This is a genomic window from Thermodesulfatator indicus DSM 15286 (assembly GCF_000217795.1).
Taxonomy (GTDB): domain Bacteria; phylum Desulfobacterota; class Thermodesulfobacteria; order Thermodesulfobacteriales; family Thermodesulfatatoraceae; genus Thermodesulfatator; species Thermodesulfatator indicus.
In genome coordinates this window covers 1,582,294-1,605,647 of the sequence record NC_015681.1, presented here as the reverse complement: position 1 = coordinate 1,605,647, position 23,354 = coordinate 1,582,294, and the positions used below count along the sequence as shown (strand labels likewise).

The following is a 23,354-nucleotide window of genomic DNA, read 5'->3' as shown; positions in this document are numbered from 1 at the left end:
TATGCGAAAAACAATTGTTTTTATAATTTTTTGGTTAATGGCCAATAAGGCCTTGGCCCTTACTGGCGAAGAAATCGCCTGGAAGGTTTACAACCGCCCGCAAGGAAAAGATTCGCAAGCAGAAAGCGTAATGATCCTTAAAAAAGCCCGGGGCAGAGAAAAAACTCGCAAGATGAAAATTTTTACCCGTGAAGACAAAAAGGCCCGTTATACCCTTATGCGATTTCTTTCCCCTAGAGATATTGCCGGTACGGCCTTTCTTTCTATTTCCTATCATAACGGAAAAGAAGAACAATTTTTATATTTGCCGGCTCTTAAGCGTACCCGTCGCATTGCTGGTTCTTTTAAGTTTCACCGTTTTGTAAACTCAGAGTTTCTTTATGAAGATTTAGATAGGCGTTATCCCCCTAAGTATCGCCACGAGTTATTAAGAGAGGAAATATTACAAGGAACCCCTTGTTATGTAGTTAAAACTACGCCCAAGAAGAAAAAGTATTCTTCTTACGGTTACTGGGTGCAGTGGATAACTAAAGATGGCTATCTACCTATCCGTATAGATATCTACGACCGCAAAGGCAAGCTATTTAAAAGATTTTCCGCCCAAAAGTGGGAAAAAATCCAAGGGTACTGGACGATTCTTGAATCACAAATGGAAAATCTAAAGAAAAAACGTCTAACCATCATAAAAATCAATAAAATTATCTATGACCAAGGTATTGACCCTAAAATATTTACCAAAAGGAGACTGGAAAGATGGTAAAAAAGATCCTCTTGTTTGCTTTGCTCTGTTTTTGTTTTAGTGAATTAGCTTACGCAAGTGATATCGAATTTAGTGGCCGTCTTTGGGGCCGGGGAGCCATTGATTTGCATAACGAAAACCCTTTTGAAGACCAAAGAATTGACCACGAAAAACTACGTCTTGAAGCCAAAGACAGCCCTACGGATTACCTTGACCTAAAAGCTTCGGTAGAGCTTGATCGTCTAGCCTATGGCGATGGCGATGGTCGCGAACAAACCAACATCTTTTTATGGGAAACGTATTTGCGGTTTGTAGAAAGCACCTGGGAGGTAACTTTAGGTAACCAGCTTATTCGGTGGGGTAAAGTTGATGAACTCACCATTCTTGACAATCTCACCTGGCAGGACCTTAGAGAACTTTTCACCCTTCCCATTGAAGAAAGGCAACATCCATGGCCGTGGTTAAGGGTCCAATATTTTGGAGACACTTTCACATTAGAAGGGGTCTTTACTCTTTGGCCTCTTTACCCCAAACGGGACGATTTTGGTTCAGATTGGGCTGTTTTTGATCACTTACGCAAAAGATTGGCAGCTGACCCTACTTTGAGCAGTCTTTCATTAAAAATAGATAAAAATAAGCCCTCTCCTTCTTTGCGAAATTCCGAATGGGGTCTGCGTTTAAGCGGCTCTACCGGTAATATAGACTGGGAAGTCTCTTATCTTTACGCCCATGACCGTTCTTTTTATTATTACGTCAAATCTTTCCCCATAAAAGGTTTTACCCTCAACACTCCCTCTAACCCGATAGAAGACTTAAAAGCCCAGCTATCAAATTTGTCTATTACTGGAGATACGGTCTATGTATCCTTTCCGCGAGATAATATTTTAGGATTTGCCTTTGAAACCACTTATAATGATGTGGGCATAAGGGGTGAATTTGCCTATCATACTGACCGGGTTTTTCTTAAGAAAAACCTTGAGGCTACAAGAAAACCTTACTGGCGCTATGTATTAGGCCTGGACTATAGTTTTGAAAACGGCCTTTACATTAATTTACAGTTTTTACAGCAAAGAATACTTGGCTGGTCAGAAGACATTCTTTTTGATCCCAAACTTGACTCCTATATCTTTATGAGGATATCTAAAAGCTATCTTGAAGACTATCTCGAGGTTCGTCTTGATGGCACTTACGGAATTACAACCAGAGGCTATTACTTGAATCCGGAAATATCTTACAAAATCAACGATGATGTAAAAATATTCGGAGGATTGCACTTGATAGACGGCCCAAAAGGTACCTTTTTTGATGTTTACGACGCCAATGATCAGGTCTATCTTGGCTTAGAAATTGTCTTTTAAAGTTCTTGAAAAGGGACTCCTTTGAAAGCGCAAGAAATCTATAAAAAATTTGTCTGGCAATACCAAAAAGTCTGGCTAATCATAATCTTTGGCTTCATGATCTTTTGTGGCTGGCAGGTAGCTCACCTTCCCGTTGTAACCTCTACTGACGCCATTATTCCCAGAGATAGCTTGTGGCATTACTACGAAAAATTTAGAGAACAGTTCGGGGCAGATGACGGTATAGCGGTAGTACTCCATAACCCCAAAGGGATTTTTAATCCTAAAACTCTTGCCTATATCCAAAAATTAACGTCGGTCTTTGAAGACGTTGACGAGATAGAAAGCGTTCTTTCTCTTACCACTATTGAAGATATCCGTGGTGGAGAAGAAACTTTTGAAGTTGAACCTTTAATAGGTGACGAAATACCTACTGACCCTAAAACTCTTGCTCATTTGAAAGAAAGAGCCCGGAAAAATCCTCTGATTTTCCGCAATCTGGTTTCAGAAGACTTTAAAACTACCCTACTCCTTTTAAGAACAACTTACCGTGGCGAAGATCTTAACTTTGAAAACCGTCTCATGCACAAAGTAGAAAGTATTTTGCAAAAAAATCCACCTCCCCCTTCTGTAGAAATACACCTTGCTGGATGGCCGGTAGTGAACGTGAACATGGCCGCCTATATGAACAAAGACCTCATGGTCTTTATCCCCGGATGTTTTGTTCTGTTATGTATACTCATCTACATCTTTTTACATTCTTGGCGGGCAGTCTTAGGGGCTGCTGTCATTATTAATCTTTCTTTAATAGCTGCTATGGCTTCCTTAAAACTGGTAGGTGGAGCCTTAAGCCCTATGACTTCGGTATTGGCTCCTTTAACTATGGCTCTGGCTCTAGCTGATGTAATCCATCTAACTGTAACTTACTTCAAGTTATCGCCTAGAGAAAGGTCTGTATCACGAGCTGTAGCTATCACCTGGGCGCCTTGCTTTTTAACGAGCCTTACCACAGCCATAGGTTTTGGCTCTCTTTTGATTTCACGAGTGCCTTCCATTCGCGAATTTGGTAGCGCTGCCGCCCTGGCCATGTTTATAGAGTATTTTCTTACCTTTACTCTCTTTGCTTTTCTTTTGCCCTGGATAAGGCAGGGTAAATTCAAACTTGGTTTCAATAAAACTTTGGTAGAACCACTGGCCAAAAATTATCCCTGGTGGTCATATAAAGTTCTAATTCTTTTTGTTTTACTTTTTGTTTTGAGCATTTTGCAAATTGATAAGATAAAAGTTGATACTAACGTTATTGACTTTTTCCATCATTCCACTCCGGTTTACAAAGACATAGATTTCGTTGATAAACACCTTGGTGGGGCTCAGACTATAGAAATTTCCCTTGAAAACCCAAAGGGAGATTTTCTTGACCCCCATTTGCTGAAAAAGATAGATGAAGTAGCCCGATGGCTCGAAAAACATCCCTTATTTTACCAGGCCATATCGCCTGCAGAATTTTTCAAACTCATGAATAGGGCCTTTCACCAGGAAGATGAAAACTATTTTCGTGTTCCTGACAGCCGCGAGTTGATATCTCAGTACTTGTTACTTTACGGAGGAGACGAGTTAGCCCACTTCTTAAATGAAGACCAAAACTGGGCCCGTATATCGGCTCGCACCCCTGAGCATAGCTCAGAAAAAATCAACGAAGCCATCACCGAACTGAACCAAAAACTGGCTCAAGTTTTCAAGGGTACAGGGGTCAAATATACCGTTACCGGAAAGACTTATCTGGTTAACCGTACCGCTGAAGATATCGTAAAAAGCCAGGTTGAAAGTCTGGCTACCGCTGCCGTTCTTATTTTTGGCATAATGTTTCTCGTGTTACGTTCGTTTAGACTGGGGCTCTTATCTATTCCCCCAAATATTTTTCCGTTGGTAGTCAACTTTGGTTTTATGGGCATTATGGGTATTCCTTTAAATACTTCTACGGCAACTATTTCTGCTGTAGCTATAGGAATAGCAGTAGATGATACCATTCATTTCCTCATTCGTTACAAACGAAACAGGAAAAACAGGGAACCTGTATCCGCGGTAAAAACTACTTTGAGGCAAAAGGGAAGCGCTGTTTTCACTACTTCGTTATCCTTAGTGGCAGCCTTTTTGGTGCTGGGCGTATCCAAGTTTATACCTACGGTTCAGTTCGGTATGTTAAGTGCTTTGGTCATTGGCCTTGCCCTTTTGGGAGATGTCCTTCTTTTACCGGCTCTTATTTATCTTCTTCGCAAGTTTTTTTAAACCAACTAAGCCGTAAGCACCCGAATATCTGGCCTTTCCTGGTGCAAGAGCCAGTCTTTCACTTCTTCGGCAATCTTTTCCGGGGTAAGGCCGTATTTTTCCCGCAAAAGAGCCGGAGCCCCGTGTTCTATAAATTTGTCAGGAAGCCCTATCCGTTTTACCGGGAAACGAAGTCCCTTTTGTTGAAAGAGTTCCAGCACCGCTGAGCCAAAACCACCTAAAAGGGTATTTTCCTCAATGGTGACCACGCGGCCGGTGCGCAGGGCCCATTCGGTGATTAGGTCTTCGTCAAGGGGTTTTACAAAACGAGCGTTTATCACCGTTGCTGAAAGACCTTCCTTAGCCAAAAGGTCTGCGGCTTTTAGGGCAGGATAAACCATATTCCCTATAGCCACTAACAAAATGTCTTCCCCTTCGCGAAAGATTTCGCCTTTACCTATGGGGATTTCTTTGAGTTCCCAGTCAAGACTTGCTCCTTCGCCTGCTCCGCGAGGATAGCGCACAGCCACAGGCCCCTGGCATTTTACCGCTGTATAAAGCATGTGCTGGAGTTCATTTTCGTCTTTAGGGGCCATAACGATCATGTTAGGAATAAGGCGAAGGTAAGTCAGATCAAACTGGCCCTGGTGAGTGGGGCCGTCTTCACCGACAATACCAGCCCTGTCAATGGCAAAGACTACATGGAGGTTGGTCAAAGCCACGTCGTGTATAATCTGGTCAAAAGCCCGCTGGAGAAAAGTAGAATAAATAGCACAAACCGGAATCATACCACCCAAAGCCAGGCCAGCGGCAAAGGTGACGGCGTGCTGCTCAGCGATACCTACGTCAAAGAAGCGCTCGGGGAAACGCTCAGAAAAGGCCTTAAGCCCGGTGCCGGAAGGCATAGCCGCGGTAATGGCCACAAGTCTTGGTTCCATTTCCCCTAGGCGGACCATGGTTTTGGAAAAAACACTGGTATAGGAAGGGGGCTTGTTTTTACTTGTTTTGGGTTTGCCGGTCTTTATGTCAAAAGGCCCCAAGCCGTGAAACTTTTCAGGTTCCTCTTCAGCCGGACGATACCCTTTACCCTTTTTGGTCAGCACATGCACCAGAGTGGGCCCTTCAAGATTTTTCACGTTTCTTAGGGTATCAATAAGTGTTTCCAGATTATGGCCGGGAATAGGCCCGACGTAACGAAAGCCAAGGGCCTCAAAAAGCATACCCGGAGTCAAGAGGCATTTAATGGCATCTTCACTCTTTCTAATAGCCGTAACCAGGTGTTCTCCCCCGGGGAGATGGCTGACAAAGCTTTCTAGTTCTCTCTTAAGTCGCCTGGCCACCGGGCCGGTGAGTTTTCGGGAAAGAAAAGACGAAAGCGCGCCCACGTTCGGTGAGATGGACATTTCGTTGTCGTTTAAAATAACAATCAAGTCTTTTTTGAGATGGCCGGCGTTGTTAAGCCCTTCAAAGGCGAGCCCGGCGGTCATAGAGCCGTCACCAATAACGACTACGACTTTACCTTCTTGTTTGAGAAAGTCCTGAGCGGTCACCAGGCCCAGGGCCGCAGAAATTGACGTGCTGCTGTGGCCCACGTCAACGATATCGTGAGGGCTTTCGGAACGTTTGGGGAAACCCGCTATGCCGCCATATTGACGCAGGGTGTGAAATTTATCGCGACGGCCAGTCAAAAGTTTGTGGGCGTAGGCTTGGTGGCCAACGTCCCAGACGATTTTATCTTTAGGGGAATCAAACACGTAGTGTAAAGCCACCGTAAGTTCAATTACGCCCAGGTTAGGTGCCAGATGGCCACCGGTTTCCGCTACTGTTTTAACTATGACTTCCCGCAATTCCTCAGTTAGCTTTTCAAGCTGCCTTAGCCTAAATTTTTTGAGGTCAGCAGGAGAGTTGACTTTTTCTAAAAGTTTGGCCATGGTTTCCCCTAAGTTTTACTTAATTTTTACAAAATTTTAACTTAAAACGGAAAAAGAGGCGAGAGCTATGTCCCTTTATACTTTGGTAACCTTGTTACTCTGTCTCGCCGTACTTTCTGGCTACCTTAATTATCGTCTACTTAAGTTGCCAAGCGGTATAGGGGCCACTTTAGTAGCTATTTTTATTGGCTTTTTGGCTCTTGCCGCGGAAAGTCTTTGGCCTGAATGTCCCTTAACCATTCACCTTAAAAAAGTTGTTCAGGATATTGAATTTGAAGAAGCGGTTTTACACTGGATGCTAGGTTTTCTTCTTTTTGCCGGAGCTCTTCACGTAGAATTAGATACCCTGCTTAAACGTTTACGAAGTATTCTTAGTTTGGCTACCCTTGGTGTGTTTTTGTCAACCACCATAATTGGTTTTTCTCTTTATTTTTTAGCCAAGATTTTTGGTTTACACCTGCCAATCCTTTGGGCCTTATTATTCGGGGCTTTGATTTCTCCGACTGATCCCGTAGCCGTACTTGCTACTTTAAGAAAAGCCGGCGTATCTAAAGAAACCGAGATAGTAATTGTGGGCGAATCTTTATTAAATGACGGTGTGGCTGTAGTTATCTTTTTGGCCTTACTGGAAATGCTTAAAACCCAAGCAGGAATTGATGTTTTCCACATTCTGGTCTTTCTTGTCCAGGAATGTTTCGGAGGTCTGGTCCTAGGTGCTTTACTAGGATTTTTGGCTTTTTTATTGCTAAAAGATGTTGATGATTATGAACTGGAAGTCCTAATTACCGTAGCCTTAGTTATGCTCTGTTTTTCTCTGGCAGAAAAATTTCATCTATCTGGTCCCTTAGCGGTAGTAGCCGCTGGGCTCCTTATCGGGAACCACGGTCGGCGTTTGGCCATGAGCCCCAAGACCATAGAACATATAGATACTTTCTGGCGTCTTGTTGATAGCCTGTTAAACGCTGTTTTGTTTTTGCTAATCGGCCTTGAAATTTTGGTTATCAATCAATTTAATCTGTTTCTGGCTTTAGCCAGTATATTTCTAGTTCTTTGTGGGCGCTTTTTAAGCGTTTCGGTAAGTATGGCTATAGCCAAACCGCTAAAATCCCTTTCTTTTCAGAAAATTTTATTTTTTACCTGGTGCGGTCTAAAAGGTGGTATTGCCGTTGCCCTTGCCTTTTCTCTGCCTGAACATCCCTTAAAATCTACTTTGTTATCTCTTACTTATTTCAACGTAGTATTTTCCGTGATAGGGCAGGGGTTAACTTTAAAAACCTTGGCCCAAAGGCTCAAATTTTAAAGCTTTCTTTCAAGCACGTAATAGGCAATGTCCGCCAGGGTTTTAGCTTTATCACCCAATATGGCTATAGAAGAGAGAGCCTCTTCAAGGAGGCTTCGGGCTTTAGCACGTGAAGCTTCAAGCCCAAATAAGGCCGGATAAGTAGCCTTTTTCTTTTTGAGGTCAGAGCCTATGGGCTTCCCAAGGGTCTTTTCATCAGCGGTAAGGTCAAGGATATCGTCAATAATCTGAAAGGCATGGCCGATATTCCAGCCGTAGCTTGATAAGGCCTCTTTTTCTTTTTTGCCTGTCCCTACGAGCGTGGCTCCCAGAAGCACTGAGGCCCTAATCAAAGCGGCGGTCTTGTGGCGGTGGATAAAAGCTAGTTCTTCGGCCGTTACGTTTCGACCTTCAGCCAGAAGGTCAGCCATTTGCCCGGCCACCATACCGTAAAGACCAGCGGCTTCGGCCACCAGGCGAATGCCTTCAAGTAAATTTTCTTGCGGGAATTTATCGGCCAGCTCTTCGTGCGCCAGAAGGCGAAAGGCATGGGTCAAAAGCCCGTCGCCAGCAAGGATAGCCGTGGCCTCATCAAAGGCCTTGTGGCAGGTGGGCTTGCCGCGGCGTAAGTCGTCATCGTCCATAGCAGGCAGGTCGTCGTGAATAAGAGAATAAGTGTGGATACACTCAATGGCACAGGCTGCTGGCAAAACGTCTTCTGGCTTACCTCCGGCAGCCTCAGCGCCAGCCATAACGAGGATGGGCCTTAGCCTCTTTCCGCCTGACATAAGGCTATAGTGCATGGCTTCAAAAAGACGCCTGGCCTGACCGTCAAGATAAGGAACATAAAATTCTAAGGCCCTATTAACGAGCTCCTGTTTGCTCTTAAGCCAATCAAAAAAATCTGCTGAAAGCCCCATCTATTCCTCGAATAAAGAAAATTCCTGGCGCACTAAATGGCCTTCAGAGTCTTTTAACAAGACTTCTATTTTTTTCTGGGCTTCCTGAAGGAGACTTTCGCAGTAGCGCACAAGCCTTACGCCTTCTTCATAACGCTTTAACGCCTCTTCAAGGGGGAGCTCATTTTCTTCAAGCTCGTGAACAATGACTTCAAGCCTTTTTAAGGCCTCTTCGTAGCGCATCAAAACACCTCAAGGAGCATTTTAGGGTCTACTTTAACACCTTCAATGTAACAGCCAAAGTGGAGATGCGGGCCAGTAACTCTCCCGCTGGCGCCAGAGAGGGCAATTTTTTCGCCTTTGTCCACCGCTTGCCCGGTTTTAACCAAAATTTTATCAAGGTGACAATAAACAGTGTAGATGCCCAGGCCGTGGTCAATGATTACGATTTTCCCCGGCAAATAAAAATCTCCGGTCAAGACCACCCGTCCGCTATTGGCCGCTTTTACAGGTGTACCTTTAGGAACAGCGATATCAATGCCAGAATGATGGCTCCTTGGCACGCCATTGTAAACCCTTCTAAAGCCAAAAGGGCTTGAAAGACGCCCGGCCACCGGCCACACAAAAGGGCCTTCAAGCAAAGGCTCGGGAGTAAAGCCTCTTAGCGCCTGCTTAATGGCTTTTACTTCTCTTTTTATGCGGTCAATCACCTCTGGCGGGTAATGAATCATCTTAGGAGGCACTTCCAGATGCTCTTCAGGATACTTTTTGGGATAAATTTTGACTTGATAGGAATAAATTTTTTCGGCGTAAATTTTTAAGGGATAAGATCCTGGTTTGGTATTTAAAGGCACGGCTAAAAGGGCATAGAACCTTTGGCGATAGGCAAAAGGCCTATAATTTTTACCGAGGAATTCAACTTTCTTTACTTTTTTAGGTAGCTCTAGAAGCAACGGTGCCCCTGGATAAGGCTTTTCCGGAAGATAACTTAAGGCCAAAGCTTTAATGGGTAATATCGTAAAAAAAGCGAAAAAAAAGAGGACTAATTTATTTTTCACCCCTTGCTCCCAACTAAAGTTTAACTTCTAAACCCACCCCAGAGGCGACTTCTCTGAGATCTTTACAAAATTCAGAAAACATAATGTAGATCGCCACGGCACCTGGCGCCTCGGGAAGGGATTGATTTGGTTGCTTAAACCTTGCGACAGGGATCCCTTCGCTAGCGCTCGGGACAGGAAATGCAATCCCTGCGCCAATAGCCATCTACCGTCAGCCATCTGCCACCAGCCATCTACCATTTAGTCACTGCGAGCCCGTATGGGCGAAGCAGTCTTTTAAACATGAAAAATCTCTTTTACCTCCACTCGGAGTTTACCTTGATGCAAAAGAATATCTAATTCATCACCTGGTAAAACTTCTCGGGCTTCTTTGATTACTTTACCAGAAGGTTTGCGGGTGATGCTATATCCCCTTGCTAGCACGGCTAGGGGAGATAAGCTTTCAAGTTGTCTCACAAGAGAGACGAGCTTATTTCTTTTGGTCTCCAGGTGGCGCGCAAAAGAAAGATCAAGCCTTCTTTTAAGCAGGCCAAGCCTTTCTCTGCTTTCATAAATTTTCTGGCGAGGGTCTTTAAGCTGCTTTTTCAAATGATTGAGTTTTTGTTCTTCTCGCAAGAGTTTTTCTTTTAAAGCCTTGTGTAGGGCTCTGAATTTGAGGCCAAGGTCATAAGCGAGCTCATTTAAATTGGGAAATACAAGTTCAGCCGCCGCGGTAGGCGTTGGCGCCCGAGCGTCAGCCACCAGATCGCAGATAGTTACGTCTATTTCGTGGCCAACGGCTGAAACTACCGGCACTGGTGAAGCAGCAATGGCTCTGGCCAGACCTTCGTGGTTGAAGGGCAAAAGGTCTTCAAAAGAACCCCCACCCCGCGCGATAACAATCACTTCTACTTCGGAAAACCTTCCCAGGGAGTAAAGGGCTTCAACAATTTCCTGAGGAGCCTCATCACCTTGAACCTTTACCGGATAAATAATTACACGGGCTTTAGGATTGCGGAAAAAGCCCACGCGCAAAAAGTCGTGAATAGCAGCCCCATGAAGAGAGGTAATAAGACCTACTGCTTTTGGCCAGAAGGGAAGAGGCCTTTTGCGGGCTTCATCAAGCAGGCCTTCGACGGCAAGCTTTTTCTTAAGTTGTTCAAGGGCCAGGCGAAAAGCACCGTAGCCCACGGGTTCTACCTGTTGGACGATTAGTTGATATTCACCACGAGGCTCATAAAGGCTAAGCCTGCCAAAGCAGAGAACGTGCAGGCCGTCTTCAAGTTTAAAGGCAAGGTTGGGGCGATAGCTCCGAAACATAACTGCCTTAAGCACGGCCCCATCATCTTTCAAAGAAAAGTAAAGATGGCCATTGGCAGAACTCTTGGTATTTGAAACTTCGCCTTCTACCCAGACAAAAGGAAATTTCTGTTCAAGGAGATCTTTTAACTCAGCGGTGAGTTCGCTTACCGAGAGGACCCGACGATTATTTTTTATATCACCCCTTGCCAAAGCCTCCATAGAGACTAACAAGTTTAATTGGACTTAAGCTTAATAACAATAGACAATAGTTAGAAACATATTCTTTCTAATAAGGAGGTTAAAATGGTCAAAAAAGACCTTTACGAGATATTAGGGGTTAGCCCAGACGCCAGCCAGGAGGAAATCAAAAAGGCCTATCGGCGGCTGGCGCGGAAATATCACCCGGATCTTCATCCAGGAGACAAAGAAGCCGAAGAAAAATTCAAAGAAATTCAAGAGGCCTACGAGATCCTTTCTGATCCACAAAAGCGGGCTGAGTACGACAAGCTCCGCCAGGCAGCCAGTGCCTTTAGTTTTACCACTCCGGGCGGAGAAAGGGCTTATGACTTTAGTTTCTTCATGGACGAAGAAAGTCCCTTTGGAGGATTTGCTGATATTTTTGCCGACCTCTTCGGTTTTGAAAGGGGCTGGGAACCTGGTCCAGAACCAGGAGCAGATGTGCTCTACCGCGTAGAGGTCCCCTTCAGGCAGGCGGCCTTAGGCGGTGAAATAGAAATAGAAGTACCTCTTGAAAAACCGTGTCCTGCCTGCCATGGCCAGGGTATTGACCTCTCAAGTGCCGAGACCTGTCCCTATTGTAACGGCAAAGGCAAAAAAGAATACAAACGCGGCGCCGTGCGAATGATTGAAATCTGCCCCCATTGTAAGGGCGTGGGCCGAAAGGCTACCAAACTCTGCCCCACCTGCCAGGGAGCAGGAACAATCAGAGAAACAGAGCGCTTGAAAGTAAAAATTCCAGCCGGAGCCGAAACTGGCACAAGGCTCAGAATACCAGGAAAAGGGATGCCGGGACGTAAAGGTGGCCCACCAGGAGACCTTTATCTGGAACTGGTAGTCAAACCTGACCCGCGTTTTGAACGCAAAGGCTATGACCTTTACCTCAAACAGCCCATAGGCCTATTTACGGCGGTACTCGGTGGCCAGGTGGAAGTGCCCACTTTAGACGGCAAGGTGCGAATGAAGGTGCCCCCTGGTACCCAGTGTGGCCAGAAGTTTCGCCTGCGTGGCAAGGGGATCCCCCGACCTGATGGAGGGCGAGGAGATCTATATGTAGAGGCCATGATAACCGTACCCAAGAATTTGACTCCTGAAGCCAGGAAAAAGTTTGAAGAATTAAAGGCTATGATTCCCGAAGCCACTTAAATAGGCTGAAGGGGGAGTTAGCTATGCAGGTAAAAATAGGAAATTGCGTATTAGAGCTGGTAAAAGGAGACATAACCCAGCAGGACACCGAAGCCATTGTTAACGCCGCCAACGAGGAGCTAATTCCAGGCGGCGGTGTAGATGGGGCCATTCACCGAGCAGGTGGGCCAAGCATTGCCGAAGAGGCCCGCCGCTACGGACGTTGCCCAACCGGAAGCGCGGTAATCACCGGAGCCGGAAACCTCAAAGCCAAATACGTAATCCATGCCGTGGGCCCCATCTGGCGTGGCGGCAACCACGGAGAACCTGAACTGCTCGCCAGCGCTTACCGTTCGGCTTTAAAACTCTGTCTAGAAAAAGATATAAATTCCGTAGCTTTTCCTTCTCTTTCTACGGGAGCTTATGGTTATCCCTTAAAGGAGGCTGCTAGAGTAGCGCTTTCTACTATCATTTCCTTTCTTAAAGAACACCAGAAGCCAGCGCTGGTGCGCCTGGTTCTCTTTGGCGAAGACGCTTATCAAACTTATGAAAAGGCTTTGAAAGAGCTGATGGGAACACCCAAGTAAGATTACCTTCAAACCAGAATTTAGGATTAATCTACAGGGCGGTTGAAGGTGCTCATAGTTTTGGGAAGATCGTGTTCGAGAAGATAATCAAGGGCTTCAACTGCCCTTTCTAATACTTTTTTTACTAAAGGTATTTCTGATTCTGAAAAAGGAGAAAGCACGTATTCCCTTACGGTAACTCCCTGAGGGGGGCGCCCTATCCCTAATTTTAGTCGAGGGAATTCTTTGGTACCTAAGGCGTCAATAACGGACTTTACTCCTCGATGTCCGCCAGCCCCACCTTTTGGTACAAATTTAAGACGACCTAACGGCAGATCCAAATCGTCATGTATTACCAAAATCCGTTCAGAGGAAATTTTTAATTTACGGCTCCAGGGAGCCACCGCCTCTCCAGAAAGATTCATAAAGGTCTGAGGCTTCACGAGAAAGGCATCTTTGTAAGCAGAGACTAATGACTGATAGGCACCCTGAGAAAACTTAAGGCCCTTAAGACTTGCAAGTTCATCTAAAACCAGGAAACCAAAGTTATGTCTGGTAAACCGATATCGGGGCCCCGGATTACCGAGGCCCACCCAAAGCCAGGAATACTTGCCCACGGTTATTCGCTGGTTTCAGTCTCGGTTTCAGCGGTTTCTTCAACTTCAGCCTCTTCTTTTTCTTCCTCAGGTGCAAGTACTGTTACCACCGGCTCATCAGGGTTATCTAAATAGCGCACACCCTCTGGCGGAGTAAGATCTTTCACGTGGATAACATCACCCTGATCAAGTTCAGAAACATCTACTTCAATTTTGTCAGGAATAAGGCCTGGTAAACAAGCCACGGTCATAGTTTGAAGGAGCTGCTGCAAGTGCCCACCGGTTTCAACTCCCTTGGCCTTACCAACCAATTCAATGGGCACTTCCACTTCTACTTCACGCTCCATAGAAATTTCATAAAAATCTACGTGAAGAATTTCATCAGTAACTGGGTGATACTGAAGATCTTTGACCAGGGCTATCTTTTTTAAGGTAGAACCGTTGTTTTCAAGGGTAAGGTTAAAAATAAGCTGTTCATCACGATAACGATAAAGATATTTCTTTAGTTCATTAAGCTTTACCGCCAAAGGTACAGGCTCTGTCTCCGGGCCGTAAATAACTCCAGGCACTAACCCCTGAGCTCGCAACTTGCGGGCTATTTCTTTACCAGTCTTAGGTCTTATCGTGGCGGTTAGTTCGATAGTTTTCATGTTGCTTTCCTCCTAAACTTTTTCAAAAATTTTATACGAAAAGTGAGCTTACGGAATCATCATGGTGGATTCTCCTGATAGCTTCACCTAAAAGCTCTGCCACCGAAAGAACTTTTATTTTCTTAAGTTTTTTCGCCTCTTCCCTGAGAGGAATGGTATCCGTAACAACTATGGATTTCATAGGTGATTTTTTAATTCTTTCAAGGGCTGGCCCGGAAAGAACAGGGTGCGTAGCCATACCGTGAACTTCTTTGGCTCCTCTTTCAGAAAGGGCTTCAGCTGCTTTACACATGGTGCCAGCGGTATCAATCATGTCATCTAAGATGATGGCTACTTTCCCTTTTACGTCACCAACCACGTTCATAACCTCACTTTCATTTGGACGGAGACGACGCTTGTCAATAATAGCCAAGCCAGCTTCTAGTCTTTTAGCATAAGCCCGGGCCCTTTCCACTCCACCAGCATCAGGAGAAACAATAACAAGATCTTTACCCCTGAATTCTTCTTTTATATAGCGGATAAGCACAGGAGCGGCGTAAAGATGGTCCACCGGAATATCAAAAAACCCCTGGATTTGCCCGGCGTGAAGGTCAATAGTCAAGACTCGGCGAGCACCAGCCACGGTTATAAGATTGGCTACCAGCTTAGCGGTAATAGGAGTACGAGGGATAACCTTTCGGTCTTGGCGGGCATAGCCGTAATATGGAATTACCGCTGTAATTCTTCTGGCCGAAGCCCGTCTTAAAGCATCGACCATAATAAGAAGTTCCATAAGATTATCGTTCACCGGAGGGCAGGTAGGCTGAATAACAAAAGCATCTGAACCACGCACGTTTTCTTTAATTTCAACGTAAATCTCTCCGTCACTAAAAGTCTTAACCACTGCCTGCCCTAACGGAATACTAAGGTAGGCAGATATTTTGCGAGCAAGATCTGGATTGGCATTACCAGTAAAAATTTTTAAGTGATTGAGAAACATATCTTTATCCCTCCTTAGAGGTCTTTTCGTAATAATTCGTAGCTACCTCTACTTTTTTTAAGTTATCTTTTAAAAAAGCGTTAGCCGCTTTCACGGCTTGGGCCTCTTCCCTAAAAACACCAAAAAGGGCCCCACCACTCCCACTTAAGAGAGCGGCTTTGGCGCCCAAAGATAATAATTTATCTTTTAACCCCTTCAATTGGGGATAATGTTCAAAAATAAGTTCCTGAAAATCATTAACCAGCCCCTGCTCCCACAAGGGCTGGTTTGCGTCATAATTAGGAGGAAGTTGCGGAATTGTCAACCTTAAATTTTCATAGGCCCACTTGGTAGAAATTTCGACTTTGGGAACAAGAATTACATACCACGCCGGAAAAGTTGGCCAAAAAGAAAGCTTTTCTCCAATACCACGGGCGAGAGCAGTACTAAAGGACGAAACAAAAAAAGGTACATCTGCTCCCAATTCCTTGGCTAAGGCGATAAGTTCTGACTCGCTGAAGGACTTAAATTTTTCGTTAAGCACTCGTAAAACCGCAGCCGCATCACTGCTTCCTCCTCCAAGACCGCTACCAGGGGGCACATTCTTTTGCAACTCAATATGAAGACCAAAATTAAGATCTGTTTTTTGGACAAAAAGATGAGCAGCTTTTATACAAAGATTTTCTAGACCTAAGGGCACATTTTCTCCTTTTACCTCGAGAGAGAGGCCCTTTTCTCTAAAAGAAATAATTAACCTGTCCCCAAAAGTAATCTTTTGAAAGATAGTGTAAAGCTCGTGATACCCGTCTTCTCGACGGTCAATGATTTTCAAGACAAGATTTATCTTTGCCGGAGCAAAAACGGAAACCCTATTGGCCACTTACCTTAAGAAAAATCATACGAAGTTCGTAAAGAATAGTATCTAGAAGCTTTTCTTCTTCTCTGGTGAGGTTACCGCGGGTCTTTTCCCTCAACATATCAAGAATATCAATCGTTTGCCTGGCAAGGGCTAAGTCTTTTCTCTTTTCCTGGGTTTGGGGGTCAGGTAGCTCTCCCAAATGCACTAATGCCGAAGTATTTAGCGAAAGAACAAACATACTAAAGTTGACCGGGGGCAATTCTTCACGTTTCTCTTTCTCGTCCATATAAACCCCTTTTAAAAATATTTTCTAACCAAGCAAAACCGCCTCCTCGCATTTTAATTGTTTTTAGCAGGAGGCGGATACCAGAATATAATCTTTATTTAACCACGAGAACAGGCACTTTAGAAATATTCAAAAGTTTAGAGGTAACACTTCCCATAATCAATTCTGAAAGCATTGATTTTCCTTGATAACCAACTATCAATAAATCTACGTCGTATTCTTCGGCGTAATTGGCTATGCTTTCAGGTGCATTCCCTTCAAGGAGCACACCGGTGTACGGCACTCCTTCCTTTTTAGCTTCTTCAGCCCCTCGTTCTAAAATAGCTTCTCCTTCTTTGCGTAGCTCTGCTTCTATTTCTATTATCATTCCGCCCAAATCGACAAATTCTGAAGGGATAGGCAAGACATGAACAGCAATAATTTCTGCTTCCAGTCTTTTGGCCCAGTTAAGGGCCTCTTTTAAAGCATTGAAACTCTTTTCTGAACCATCAAGCCCTACTACTATTTTTTTAATTTCTACGCTCATGATTTCCTCCTAACTAATTTCTAGCACACTCTTTAGGACTTCCTTTAAGCTTTTCCAAAGCATGATTCAATACAGGAAGAATCACTTCAAGGGATTCTTCTACGGCCTTGGGACTTCCCGGAAGATTAATAATAAGACTTTGTTTTCTAACACCAGCTATTCCTCTGGTTAACATGGCGTAAGGCGTATGTCTCATACCTTCCATCCTTATAGCCTCGGCTATTCCAGGAACTTCTCTTTCAATGGCAGCTTTAGTCGCCTCAGGAGTAACATCACGTGGGGCAAGCCCTGTGCCCCCTGTAGTAACGATAAGATCGATTCCTTTTCTGTCCACCCAGTCCACTAAAACTACAAGAATTTCCTCATAATCATCAGGTAAAATGCGATAAGCCACTACATCAAAACCCTCTTTCTGCAATGCTTCTTTAATCAAAGGGCCAGCGGTGTCTTCTCTTTCCCCAAGGGCACCTTTATCTGAAAGGGTTAACACACCCGCCGTATAGGCCATTTATTTCTCCTCCTCTTTGGCTTCAGCCATTATCTTTTCAGCAATTTGAGGGGGAACTTCTTCGTAGTGAGAAAATTTCATACGAAAAGTCCCTCGTCCTCCAGTAATAGCGTTTAAATCAAGGGCATAGCGCTGGACTTCTGCCAGTGGCACCTGGGCCATGATTACCTGCTTACCGGCTTTGGGCTCCATCCCTAAAACTCGACCTCTTCGGGCATTAATATCGCCAATCACATCTCCCATAACATCATCTGGAACTTCGATTTCAAGCTCCATGATGGGTTCAAGCAAAATAGGCTGGCACTCCTGGATCCCTTTTTTGAAACACTGAGAAGCAGCTATCATAAAAGCCATATCTGAAGAATCTACTTCGTGGCTCTTACCATCGTAGAACTGGACTTTTACATCCACTACAGGATAACCAGCAAGAGGTCCTTTTTCCAAAGCTTGGCGCACTCCCTTTTCCACCGCAGGTACGAAATTTCGGGGTACATTCATCCCTACAAGGGTTTCCACAAACTCAAACCCTTGCCCTCGCGGCAGAGGATAAATGTTAAAATGTACCTCAGCAAACTGCCCTCTACCACCAGTTTGTTTTTTGTGTCGATAAATAACACCCTCTTTAGGCTTTTTGATGGTCTCGCGATAAGGAATTTTGGGAAGAGAAAGCTTAACGTTTACACCATATTTGCGGGAAAGTTTTTCAATAGTGGCTTCAATATGAATCTGGCCAAGCCCTGAAAGAAGTATCTCTCGGCTTTCTTCATCTCGGCTAATAACAAGGCTCGGGTCTTCCTCCTGAAGTTTTACCAGTGCTGCCCCGATTTTTTCCTCATCACTTCGACTCTCAGGATGTAAAGCATAAGTTAATACCGCGTGGGGAAGAGTGGGCATGGGATAGATGATAGGAGCTTCAGGGTCGCAAAGGGTATCTCCTGTTTTGGTTTCAGAAAGTTTAGGAATTACACAAAACATTCCAGGCACTGCCTGCTCACAAGGGGACATTTCTTTGCCTTCAGGAATAGCCAGGTTAGCGTATTTTTCTTTTACATCCCGTATCGGATTAAGCAAAGTTCCTTCTTTTTTAAGAGTGCCTGAAACAATCCTAGCAAAGGAAAGTCTTCCAGCGTAAGGGTCCATAAAAGTTTTGAAAATAATAAGAGAAATCGGGGCTTCTGGATGCGGTTCACGACGATCCGGCTCACCTTCAGGGGTTTTCCCTTCACGAGGGCCTCTTTCTACTGGAGATGGCAAAAATTCAACAATCAAATCCAAAAGAGGCTGAATACCTATTAGTTTATCTACGGAACCACAGGAGACAGGCACAAAACGGCCTTCAAGAATACCTCGTTTAAGGCCTTTGACTATTTCTTCAGCAGTTAGTTCGCCTTCTTCTAAAAATTTTTCCAGCAAGTCGTCATCACTTTCAGCGGCATATTCGATAAGATTGGCCCGCAGTTCTTCTATTTTTTCTTCTAATTCAGAAGGCATATCCACAATTTTCAATTTACCGTCTGAAAATTCATAGGCCTTCATGGTAAGAAGATCTACTATGCCACTCAGGTTCTCTTCGCGTCCTATGGGATAGGCCACAGGCACGGCCCTTATCTCCAGGCGTTCTTCTAAAACGGCGCAAGCCTGGTCAAAATCGGTATGTTCGCGGTCAAGCTTATTAATAAAAGCCGCACAAGGTAGGCCGAACTCTTTCACAAAGGCAAAAACTTTTTCTGTTTGTACTTTGACAGGCGCCGTAGCGTCTATCACTAAAAGGGCGTTATCCGCCGCCCAGGTAGCTAATTTGGTTTCAGCATTAAAATTATCGTCTCCTGGAGGATCTAAAAAGAAAATTTCATGTTTTTTCCAGGAGAAATGATGGCAAGCTGTGGAAATAGTGATCTTGCGTTTTTGTTCCTCAGGCTCGAAATCAAGGATTGAGCTTCCTTCATCTACTCTCCCTAGCTTTCCGGTCTTGCCAGCGATAAATAGCATAGCCTCAGCCAGGGAGGTCTTTCCTGCACCACTTTGAGAAAGTAGAACCAAGTTTCTAATTTTGGCAATCTCCATAGGCCCTCCTTGAATTAGTTGAAGATCTTTTGTAATTGAGGCTAGCGCAAATTGAATGAAAGTGTCAAGAAACTTGAACAACAGGGATAGGCAAATTTTGATTAGCAGAGCTGCGCTTTGTAATTAGTTTGTTTCTCTCTTCAAAATTTTATCTACCCAGACAGGAACAACTTCAGAAGCCGGTCCATAATGATGTTCGTGGAAATAATCGGCTACTGTTGAAGGCTCAAGGTTTAGCTCCACACACCAGGCCCCACATTCTCTAGCTATCATTACAAAGCCTGCGGCTGGGTAAACAGTTCCTGAGGTACCAATAGCCACAAAAAGATCGCACTCTTTTAGGGCCTTGTAAATTTCATCTAAATAAAAGGGCATTTCCCCAAACCAAACTACATGAGGACGCAAAGTCCCTTGGCGGCCACATTTAGGACATTTAGTTTCCGGAAAAATTTCTCCTTCTTCTTTAAGAATAACGTTACAAGCCTCACAGCGCACTTTTAACAACTCTCCATGCATGTGAAGCAAGTTACGACTTCCAGCTCTTTCGTGTAGATCATCAACATTTTGAGTTACTAGAAGAACCTCTCCTGGGAACTCTTGCTCAAGACGAGCTAAAGCGTAATGAGCTGGATTGGGTTTAACCTTGAAGAGATCACGACGTCTCTGATTATAAAATTCGTGTACAAACCGTGGATTTTTGCGAAATCCTTGAGGAGTAGCCACCTCTTCGAGACTATATTTTTCCCACAGTCCGCCTTTGTCACGAAAAGTCTGAATTCCAGATTCTGCAGAGATACCTGCCCCGGTAAGGATGACAATCTTGGAAATTTGATTGAGACCCATATTTTAAAGATAACCAAATTTTAGGGACAGGCGAAAATTTTTCAAGTATTAAACACAAATTGACTCGCAATTTCCGGGACTTAAATTTTTAGTAGTCCTACTTTAAATTCCCCAAAGAACGGAAAATTGGGAGGGAAAAGATGAGGATTGCGCAAGTGGCGCCACTTCATGAAAGTGTGCCTCCTAAACTATACGGTGGAACTGAACGCGTGGTTCACTATTTAACCGAAGAGTTGGTCAAAATGGGGCACGAAGTCACCCTATTCGCCTCTAAAGACTCTCAGACTTCAGCCAGGCTTATCCCCTGCACCGAAAGGTCTTTAAGGCTTGACCCGACCGTAAAAGATCCGCTGGCGCACCACATAATAATGCTTGAAAAAGTAGCCCGGTATGCTCATCAGTTTGACATTATCCATTTTCACATTGATTACATACATTTTCCTCTGATGAGACGCTTAAATATTTCCCATGTTACCACCCTTCACGGGCGTTTAGATATCCCCGACTTAAAGCCTCTTTACCAGGAATTTAATGAAGCCCCGGTGGTTTCCATCTCCAACGCCCAGCGTGGACCCTTACCCATGGCCCGTTGGGTGGCCACGGTTTACCACGGTTTACCTGAAGACCTTTATCGTTTCCGCGAAAAGCCTGGCAAATATCTGGCTTTTTTAGGGCGCATATCTCCTGAAAAGCGGCCAGACCGGGCTATTAAAATAGCCGAGCGCGCGGGCATGAAGCTTCTCATAGCCGCCAAAGTTGATCAGGCAGACAGAGCCTACTTTGAAGCCGTTATCAAGCCTTTGCTTAAAAGCCCCTGGGTAGAGTTCATAGGTGAGATAAACGATCGCGAAAAAGACGAATTCTTGGGCAACGCTTACGCCCTGCTCTTCCCTATAGACTGGCCTGAGCCTTTTGGCCTGGTGATGATAGAAGCCAACGCCTGTGGCACTCCGGTTATAGCCTGGCGTTGTGGTTCAGTGCCAGAGATCATTGAACACGGAGTAAACGGTCTCATAGTAGAAAGCCTTGACGAAGCCGTTAAAGCCGTGGAAAAGGTCTCGCAGCTCAGTCGCCAAAAATGCCGCGAAGTTTTTGAAAAGCGTTTCACCTCAAAGGTTATGGCCAAAAATTATCTTGCTGTTTACGAAAGCATACTGGAACAGAAAAAACCTCTGCTTAAGGCGGCATGAAAAAGTGTATAACCGAGCCAAAATTGCAGCAGTTTTACATACTGGCCACTTCTCCGGGCCTGGCTAAAGAGGCCCTTATTTTAAAACACGGGGATTCGTTTGCCCTGTTTGACCCCCATGGCGATATCAGACAGGAAGGCCTTGGAGAGCAGGGATTATATCATTGCGGTACCCGTTTTCTATCTAAACTTGAACTACATTTTTGCCAGGCCCGCCCCTTCTGGCTCAATTCCGCCACCACGCAAGACAATCTGATGGTGGTAAGTGATCTAACTAACCCTGACATGCTACTTGAAGAGGAAGAGTTTTTACCCCGCGGAAGTGTTCATATTCTAAGACAAAAATTTCTTTACAAAGGCACCTGTTACGAGGCCGTCAAGATAGAAAATTTCTCTCCCTGTAAAATTCATCTACCCTTAAGTATTGCTTACGACGCCGACTTTGTGGACATCTTTGAAGTAAGAGGATTCAAACGAAAAAAGAAAGGCAAGTTTTTCCCCGTTCAAGTTGACACGGCCTCGGTAACCTTTAAGTACCTCGGGCTTGACGGGAAGCTTCGTATTACCAAAATAATCTTTGACCCACCTCCGGCAGAGTTAAACACCAATGAAGCAGTCTTTCACCTTGAACTCAACCCCAAGGAAAAGACCAATATTTTTGTGGTTATAGCCTGTTTCCTTGATCAGGAAGATGAGCCTGTCCCTTTTGTAAGGGCCTATCTTTCCAATCGGCAAGAGCTAAAACGCCTGCGCCGCACAAGTTGCCAGGTAAGCTCACCTCAAGAGTTTTTTGACGCCTGGCTTAAACGCTCGGAAAGTGACCTCTTCATGATGCTTACAGAGACCCCTTACGGGCTCTATCCTTATGCCGGAATCCCCTGGTTTAACACCTACTTTGGCCGAGACGCCATAATCACTGCCCTTGAAAGTCTCTGGCTAAACCCTGAAATAGCCAAAGGAGTATTGCGATTTCTTGCCGCCACCCAGGCCACTGAATTTGACCCTGCCCGTGACGCCGAGCCAGGCAAAATTCTTCACGAAATGCGCTTTGGCGAGCTAGCCGCTACGGGAGAAATCCCCTTTGCCCGCTATTACGGCACTGTTGACGCCACTCCTCTTTTTTTAGTTCTAGCCGGAGCTTATTACGAAAGAACCCAGGATATCAATCTGATAAAAGACCTCTGGCCCCATTTTGAAGCCGCCCTTTTATGGATGAAGGAATACGGCGACCTTGACGGCGACGGTTTTATTGAATACCAGGCTTCAGAAGAAGGTCTAGTTAATAAGGGCTGGAAGGATTCCCATGACAGCGTTTTCCACGCTGACGGCACCATGGCGAGCCCCCCCATTGCCCTGGTAGAAGTCCAGGCTTATGCTTATTTGGCCTATCTTAAAATGGCCAGGCTGGCAAAGGCCCTTGGCCAAACTTCTTTAGCCGAACAATTAAAACAAGAAGCCCAAATACTCAGGGAAAAGTTCTTAAAGGCTTTCTGGGATGAAGACATGGGCTTTTTCGTCCTCGCCCTTGATGGAGACAAACGCCCCTGCCGGGTTTACACCTCAAATGCCGGCCATGTCCTCTGGGGAGGCCTGGCGGAAGAAAAGCAGGCCATTTCTGTGGCCAAAAGGCTCTTTAGCGAGAATATGTTCTCTGGCTGGGGGGTTCGCACGCTTTCTGCAAAGGAAATCCTCTTTAACCCTGTTTCTTATCACAACGGTTCTGTGTGGCCGCATGATAACGCCATTATTGCCCGGGGGCTTGCCCGTTATCGTCTGAAACATTTTGTAGCCAAAATTCTTACGGGTTTAGCCCATGCTAGTGAACACTTCCCTCTTCACCGTATGCCTGAACTCTTTTGCGGGTTCAAGCGCCGCCCTGACCAGGGGCCCATTCCCTATCCTGTGGCCTGTAACCCCCAGGCTTGGGCCGCTGGTGCCGTTTTTATGCTTATAGAAGCAGCTTTAGGCCTTGAATTTATCCCTTCTGGGCTTTGTTTTTGTTATCCGGTGCTTCCACCCTTTTTAAGGCGTCTCAAACTGAGAAACCTGCGCGTAAACGGAACGTCTATTGACCTTGACATTGTAAACCACGATGCTGACGTTACTATAAACGTGCTGCGCAAGCCTAAAAGGATAGAAATCCTGGTGCGCAAATAAT

At 45.0% G+C, this 23,354-nt stretch carries 22 protein-coding genes; 8 read left to right on the top strand and 14 right to left on the bottom strand.

Going from position 1 to position 23,354, the window contains the following annotated elements:
• Position 1 precedes the first annotated feature (1 nt).
• Genes THEIN_RS07865 through THEIN_RS07855 form a run of 3 tightly spaced genes read left to right on the top strand, consistent with a single transcriptional unit; the run spans position 2 to position 4,362 of the window.
• Complete coding sequence (locus THEIN_RS07865) at positions 2-760, top strand: outer membrane lipoprotein-sorting protein (protein ID WP_013908147.1); 759 nt, start codon at positions 2-4, stop codon at positions 758-760.
• Positions 754-2,097, top strand: a complete 1,344-nt coding sequence (locus tag THEIN_RS07860; RefSeq protein WP_013908146.1) for a DUF1302 family protein — start codon at positions 754-756, stop codon at positions 2,095-2,097. The genes THEIN_RS07865 and THEIN_RS07860 overlap by 7 nt, the downstream gene beginning before the upstream one ends.
• 21 nt (positions 2,098-2,118) lie before the next feature.
• The gene (locus tag THEIN_RS07855) at positions 2,119-4,362 is read left to right on the top strand and encodes an efflux RND transporter permease subunit (RefSeq protein ID WP_013908145.1); all 2,244 of its coding nucleotides are present in this window, start codon (positions 2,119-2,121) and stop codon (positions 4,360-4,362) included.
• A gap of 5 nt (positions 4,363-4,367) precedes the next feature.
• On the opposite strand, the gene dxs is transcribed toward THEIN_RS07855, so the two are convergent.
• On the bottom strand, positions 4,368-6,272 hold the full coding sequence (gene dxs, locus THEIN_RS07850) for a 1-deoxy-D-xylulose-5-phosphate synthase (protein ID WP_013908144.1): 1,905 nt from the start codon (positions 6,270-6,272) through the stop codon (positions 4,368-4,370).
• Positions 6,273-6,339: 67 nt separating this feature from the next.
• On the opposite strand from dxs, the gene THEIN_RS07845 reads away from it, so the two are divergent.
• Complete coding sequence (locus THEIN_RS07845) at positions 6,340-7,572, top strand: cation:proton antiporter (RefSeq protein WP_013908143.1); 1,233 nt, start codon at positions 6,340-6,342, stop codon at positions 7,570-7,572.
• Here the strand turns inward: THEIN_RS07845 and THEIN_RS07840 are convergent.
• From THEIN_RS07840 to xseA, 4 genes are all read right to left on the bottom strand, one after another.
• On the bottom strand, positions 7,569-8,471 hold the full coding sequence (locus THEIN_RS07840) for a polyprenyl synthetase family protein (RefSeq protein ID WP_013908142.1): 903 nt from the start codon (positions 8,469-8,471) through the stop codon (positions 7,569-7,571). The two genes, THEIN_RS07845 and THEIN_RS07840, sit on opposite strands and share 4 nt — an antisense overlap.
• Positions 8,472-8,693, bottom strand: coding sequence for an exodeoxyribonuclease VII small subunit (gene xseB / locus THEIN_RS07835; protein ID WP_013908141.1), 222 nt, complete (start codon positions 8,691-8,693; stop codon positions 8,472-8,474). It lies immediately after the preceding gene.
• A complete protein-coding gene (locus tag THEIN_RS07830; protein WP_148236949.1) occupies positions 8,693-9,448 on the bottom strand; it encodes a M23 family metallopeptidase in 756 nt (251 codons plus the stop codon). The genes xseB and THEIN_RS07830 overlap by 1 nt, the downstream gene beginning before the upstream one ends.
• Positions 9,449-9,784: 336 nt before the next feature.
• Positions 9,785-11,008: an exodeoxyribonuclease VII large subunit gene (xseA, locus tag THEIN_RS07820; RefSeq protein ID WP_013908139.1), complete on the bottom strand. Its 1,224-nt coding sequence runs from the start codon at positions 11,006-11,008 to the stop codon at positions 9,785-9,787.
• Positions 11,009-11,092: 84 nt separating this feature from the next.
• Between xseA and dnaJ the strand changes: the two genes are divergently transcribed.
• Both dnaJ and THEIN_RS07810 read left to right on the top strand, forming a co-directional pair.
• Complete coding sequence (dnaJ, locus tag THEIN_RS07815) at positions 11,093-12,172, top strand: molecular chaperone DnaJ (RefSeq protein ID WP_013908138.1); 1,080 nt, start codon at positions 11,093-11,095, stop codon at positions 12,170-12,172.
• Between the two features lie 23 nt (positions 12,173-12,195).
• Positions 12,196-12,738, top strand: a complete 543-nt coding sequence (locus THEIN_RS07810) for a macro domain-containing protein (protein WP_013908137.1) — start codon at positions 12,196-12,198, stop codon at positions 12,736-12,738.
• Between the two features lie 26 nt (positions 12,739-12,764).
• On the opposite strand, the gene pth is transcribed toward THEIN_RS07810, so the two are convergent.
• The 9 genes from pth to cobB form a co-directional block, all read right to left on the bottom strand.
• On the bottom strand, positions 12,765-13,334 hold the full coding sequence (gene pth / locus THEIN_RS07805; protein WP_013908136.1) for an aminoacyl-tRNA hydrolase: 570 nt from the start codon (positions 13,332-13,334) through the stop codon (positions 12,765-12,767).
• Positions 13,335-13,336: 2 nt separating this feature from the next.
• Complete coding sequence (locus THEIN_RS07800) at positions 13,337-13,963, bottom strand: 50S ribosomal protein L25/general stress protein Ctc (RefSeq protein ID WP_013908135.1); 627 nt, start codon at positions 13,961-13,963, stop codon at positions 13,337-13,339.
• A 31-nt stretch (positions 13,964-13,994) separates the two neighbouring features.
• On the bottom strand, positions 13,995-14,942 hold the full coding sequence (locus tag THEIN_RS07795; protein ID WP_013908134.1) for a ribose-phosphate pyrophosphokinase: 948 nt from the start codon (positions 14,940-14,942) through the stop codon (positions 13,995-13,997).
• Positions 14,943-14,946: 4 nt separating this feature from the next.
• Positions 14,947-15,801 carry a 4-(cytidine 5'-diphospho)-2-C-methyl-D-erythritol kinase gene (ispE, locus tag THEIN_RS07790; RefSeq protein ID WP_013908133.1) on the bottom strand — a complete coding sequence of 285 codons (855 nt, stop codon included), beginning with the start codon at positions 15,799-15,801 and terminating at the stop codon, positions 14,947-14,949.
• A complete protein-coding gene (locus tag THEIN_RS07785; RefSeq protein ID WP_013908132.1) occupies positions 15,791-16,066 on the bottom strand; it encodes a DUF1844 domain-containing protein in 276 nt (91 codons plus the stop codon). The genes ispE and THEIN_RS07785 overlap by 11 nt, the downstream gene beginning before the upstream one ends.
• A 94-nt stretch (positions 16,067-16,160) precedes the next feature.
• Positions 16,161-16,592 carry a universal stress protein gene (locus THEIN_RS07780; protein ID WP_013908131.1) on the bottom strand — a complete coding sequence of 144 codons (432 nt, stop codon included), beginning with the start codon at positions 16,590-16,592 and terminating at the stop codon, positions 16,161-16,163.
• 13 nt (positions 16,593-16,605) lie between these two features.
• Positions 16,606-17,100 carry a MogA/MoaB family molybdenum cofactor biosynthesis protein gene (locus tag THEIN_RS07775; RefSeq protein WP_013908130.1) on the bottom strand — a complete coding sequence of 165 codons (495 nt, stop codon included), beginning with the start codon at positions 17,098-17,100 and terminating at the stop codon, positions 16,606-16,608.
• Entirely contained in the window at positions 17,101-19,164 is a 2,064-nt protein-coding gene (gene fusA / locus THEIN_RS07770; RefSeq protein WP_013908129.1) for an elongation factor G, read from the bottom strand.
• A gap of 123 nt (positions 19,165-19,287) precedes the next feature.
• Positions 19,288-20,007 (bottom strand): Sir2 family NAD+-dependent deacetylase, encoded by a 720-nt coding sequence (gene cobB / locus THEIN_RS07765; RefSeq protein ID WP_013908128.1) that lies wholly within the window; start codon positions 20,005-20,007, stop codon positions 19,288-19,290.
• Between the two features lie 140 nt (positions 20,008-20,147).
• Between cobB and THEIN_RS07760 the strand changes: the two genes are divergently transcribed.
• Both THEIN_RS07760 and THEIN_RS07755 read left to right on the top strand, forming a co-directional pair.
• Entirely contained in the window at positions 20,148-21,197 is a 1,050-nt protein-coding gene (locus THEIN_RS07760; RefSeq protein WP_013908127.1) for a glycosyltransferase family 4 protein, read from the top strand.
• On the top strand, positions 21,194-23,353 hold the full coding sequence (locus THEIN_RS07755) for an amylo-alpha-1,6-glucosidase (RefSeq protein WP_013908126.1): 2,160 nt from the start codon (positions 21,194-21,196) through the stop codon (positions 23,351-23,353). Before THEIN_RS07760 ends, THEIN_RS07755 begins: the two co-directional genes overlap by 4 nt.
• Position 23,354: the final 1 nt, after the last annotated feature.

Bases quoted from the DNA above. Each gene is read 5' to 3' on its own strand.
- fusA (WP_013908129.1), bottom strand. From the start codon at position 19,164: ATGGAGATTGCCAAAATTAGAAACTTGGTTCTACTTTCTCAAAGTGGT.
- dnaJ (WP_013908138.1), top strand. From the start codon at position 11,093: ATGGTCAAAAAAGACCTTTACGAGATATTAGGGGTTAGCCCAGACGCC.
- THEIN_RS07845 (WP_013908143.1), top strand. From the start codon at position 6,340: ATGTCCCTTTATACTTTGGTAACCTTGTTACTCTGTCTCGCCGTACTT.
- THEIN_RS07865 (WP_013908147.1), top strand. From the start codon at position 2: ATGCGAAAAACAATTGTTTTTATAATTTTTTGGTTAATGGCCAATAAG.
- THEIN_RS07860 (WP_013908146.1), top strand. From the start codon at position 754: ATGGTAAAAAAGATCCTCTTGTTTGCTTTGCTCTGTTTTTGTTTTAGT.
- THEIN_RS07840 (WP_013908142.1), bottom strand. From the start codon at position 8,471: ATGGGGCTTTCAGCAGATTTTTTTGATTGGCTTAAGAGCAAACAGGAG.
- THEIN_RS07755 (WP_013908126.1), top strand. From the start codon at position 21,194: ATGAAAAAGTGTATAACCGAGCCAAAATTGCAGCAGTTTTACATACTG.
- THEIN_RS07785 (WP_013908132.1), bottom strand. From the start codon at position 16,066: ATGGACGAGAAAGAGAAACGTGAAGAATTGCCCCCGGTCAACTTTAGT.
- THEIN_RS07795 (WP_013908134.1), bottom strand. From the start codon at position 14,942: ATGTTTCTCAATCACTTAAAAATTTTTACTGGTAATGCCAATCCAGAT.
- xseB (WP_013908141.1), bottom strand. From the start codon at position 8,693: ATGCGCTACGAAGAGGCCTTAAAAAGGCTTGAAGTCATTGTTCACGAG.
- cobB (WP_013908128.1), bottom strand. From the start codon at position 20,007: ATGGGTCTCAATCAAATTTCCAAGATTGTCATCCTTACCGGGGCAGGT.
- THEIN_RS07760 (WP_013908127.1), top strand. From the start codon at position 20,148: ATGAGGATTGCGCAAGTGGCGCCACTTCATGAAAGTGTGCCTCCTAAA.
- dxs (WP_013908144.1), bottom strand. From the start codon at position 6,272: ATGGCCAAACTTTTAGAAAAAGTCAACTCTCCTGCTGACCTCAAAAAA.
- THEIN_RS07800 (WP_013908135.1), bottom strand. From the start codon at position 13,963: ATGAAAACTATCGAACTAACCGCCACGATAAGACCTAAGACTGGTAAA.
- THEIN_RS07780 (WP_013908131.1), bottom strand. From the start codon at position 16,592: ATGAGCGTAGAAATTAAAAAAATAGTAGTAGGGCTTGATGGTTCAGAA.
- xseA (WP_013908139.1), bottom strand. From the start codon at position 11,008: ATGGAGGCTTTGGCAAGGGGTGATATAAAAAATAATCGTCGGGTCCTC.
- THEIN_RS07775 (WP_013908130.1), bottom strand. From the start codon at position 17,100: ATGGCCTATACGGCGGGTGTGTTAACCCTTTCAGATAAAGGTGCCCTT.
- THEIN_RS07810 (WP_013908137.1), top strand. From the start codon at position 12,196: ATGCAGGTAAAAATAGGAAATTGCGTATTAGAGCTGGTAAAAGGAGAC.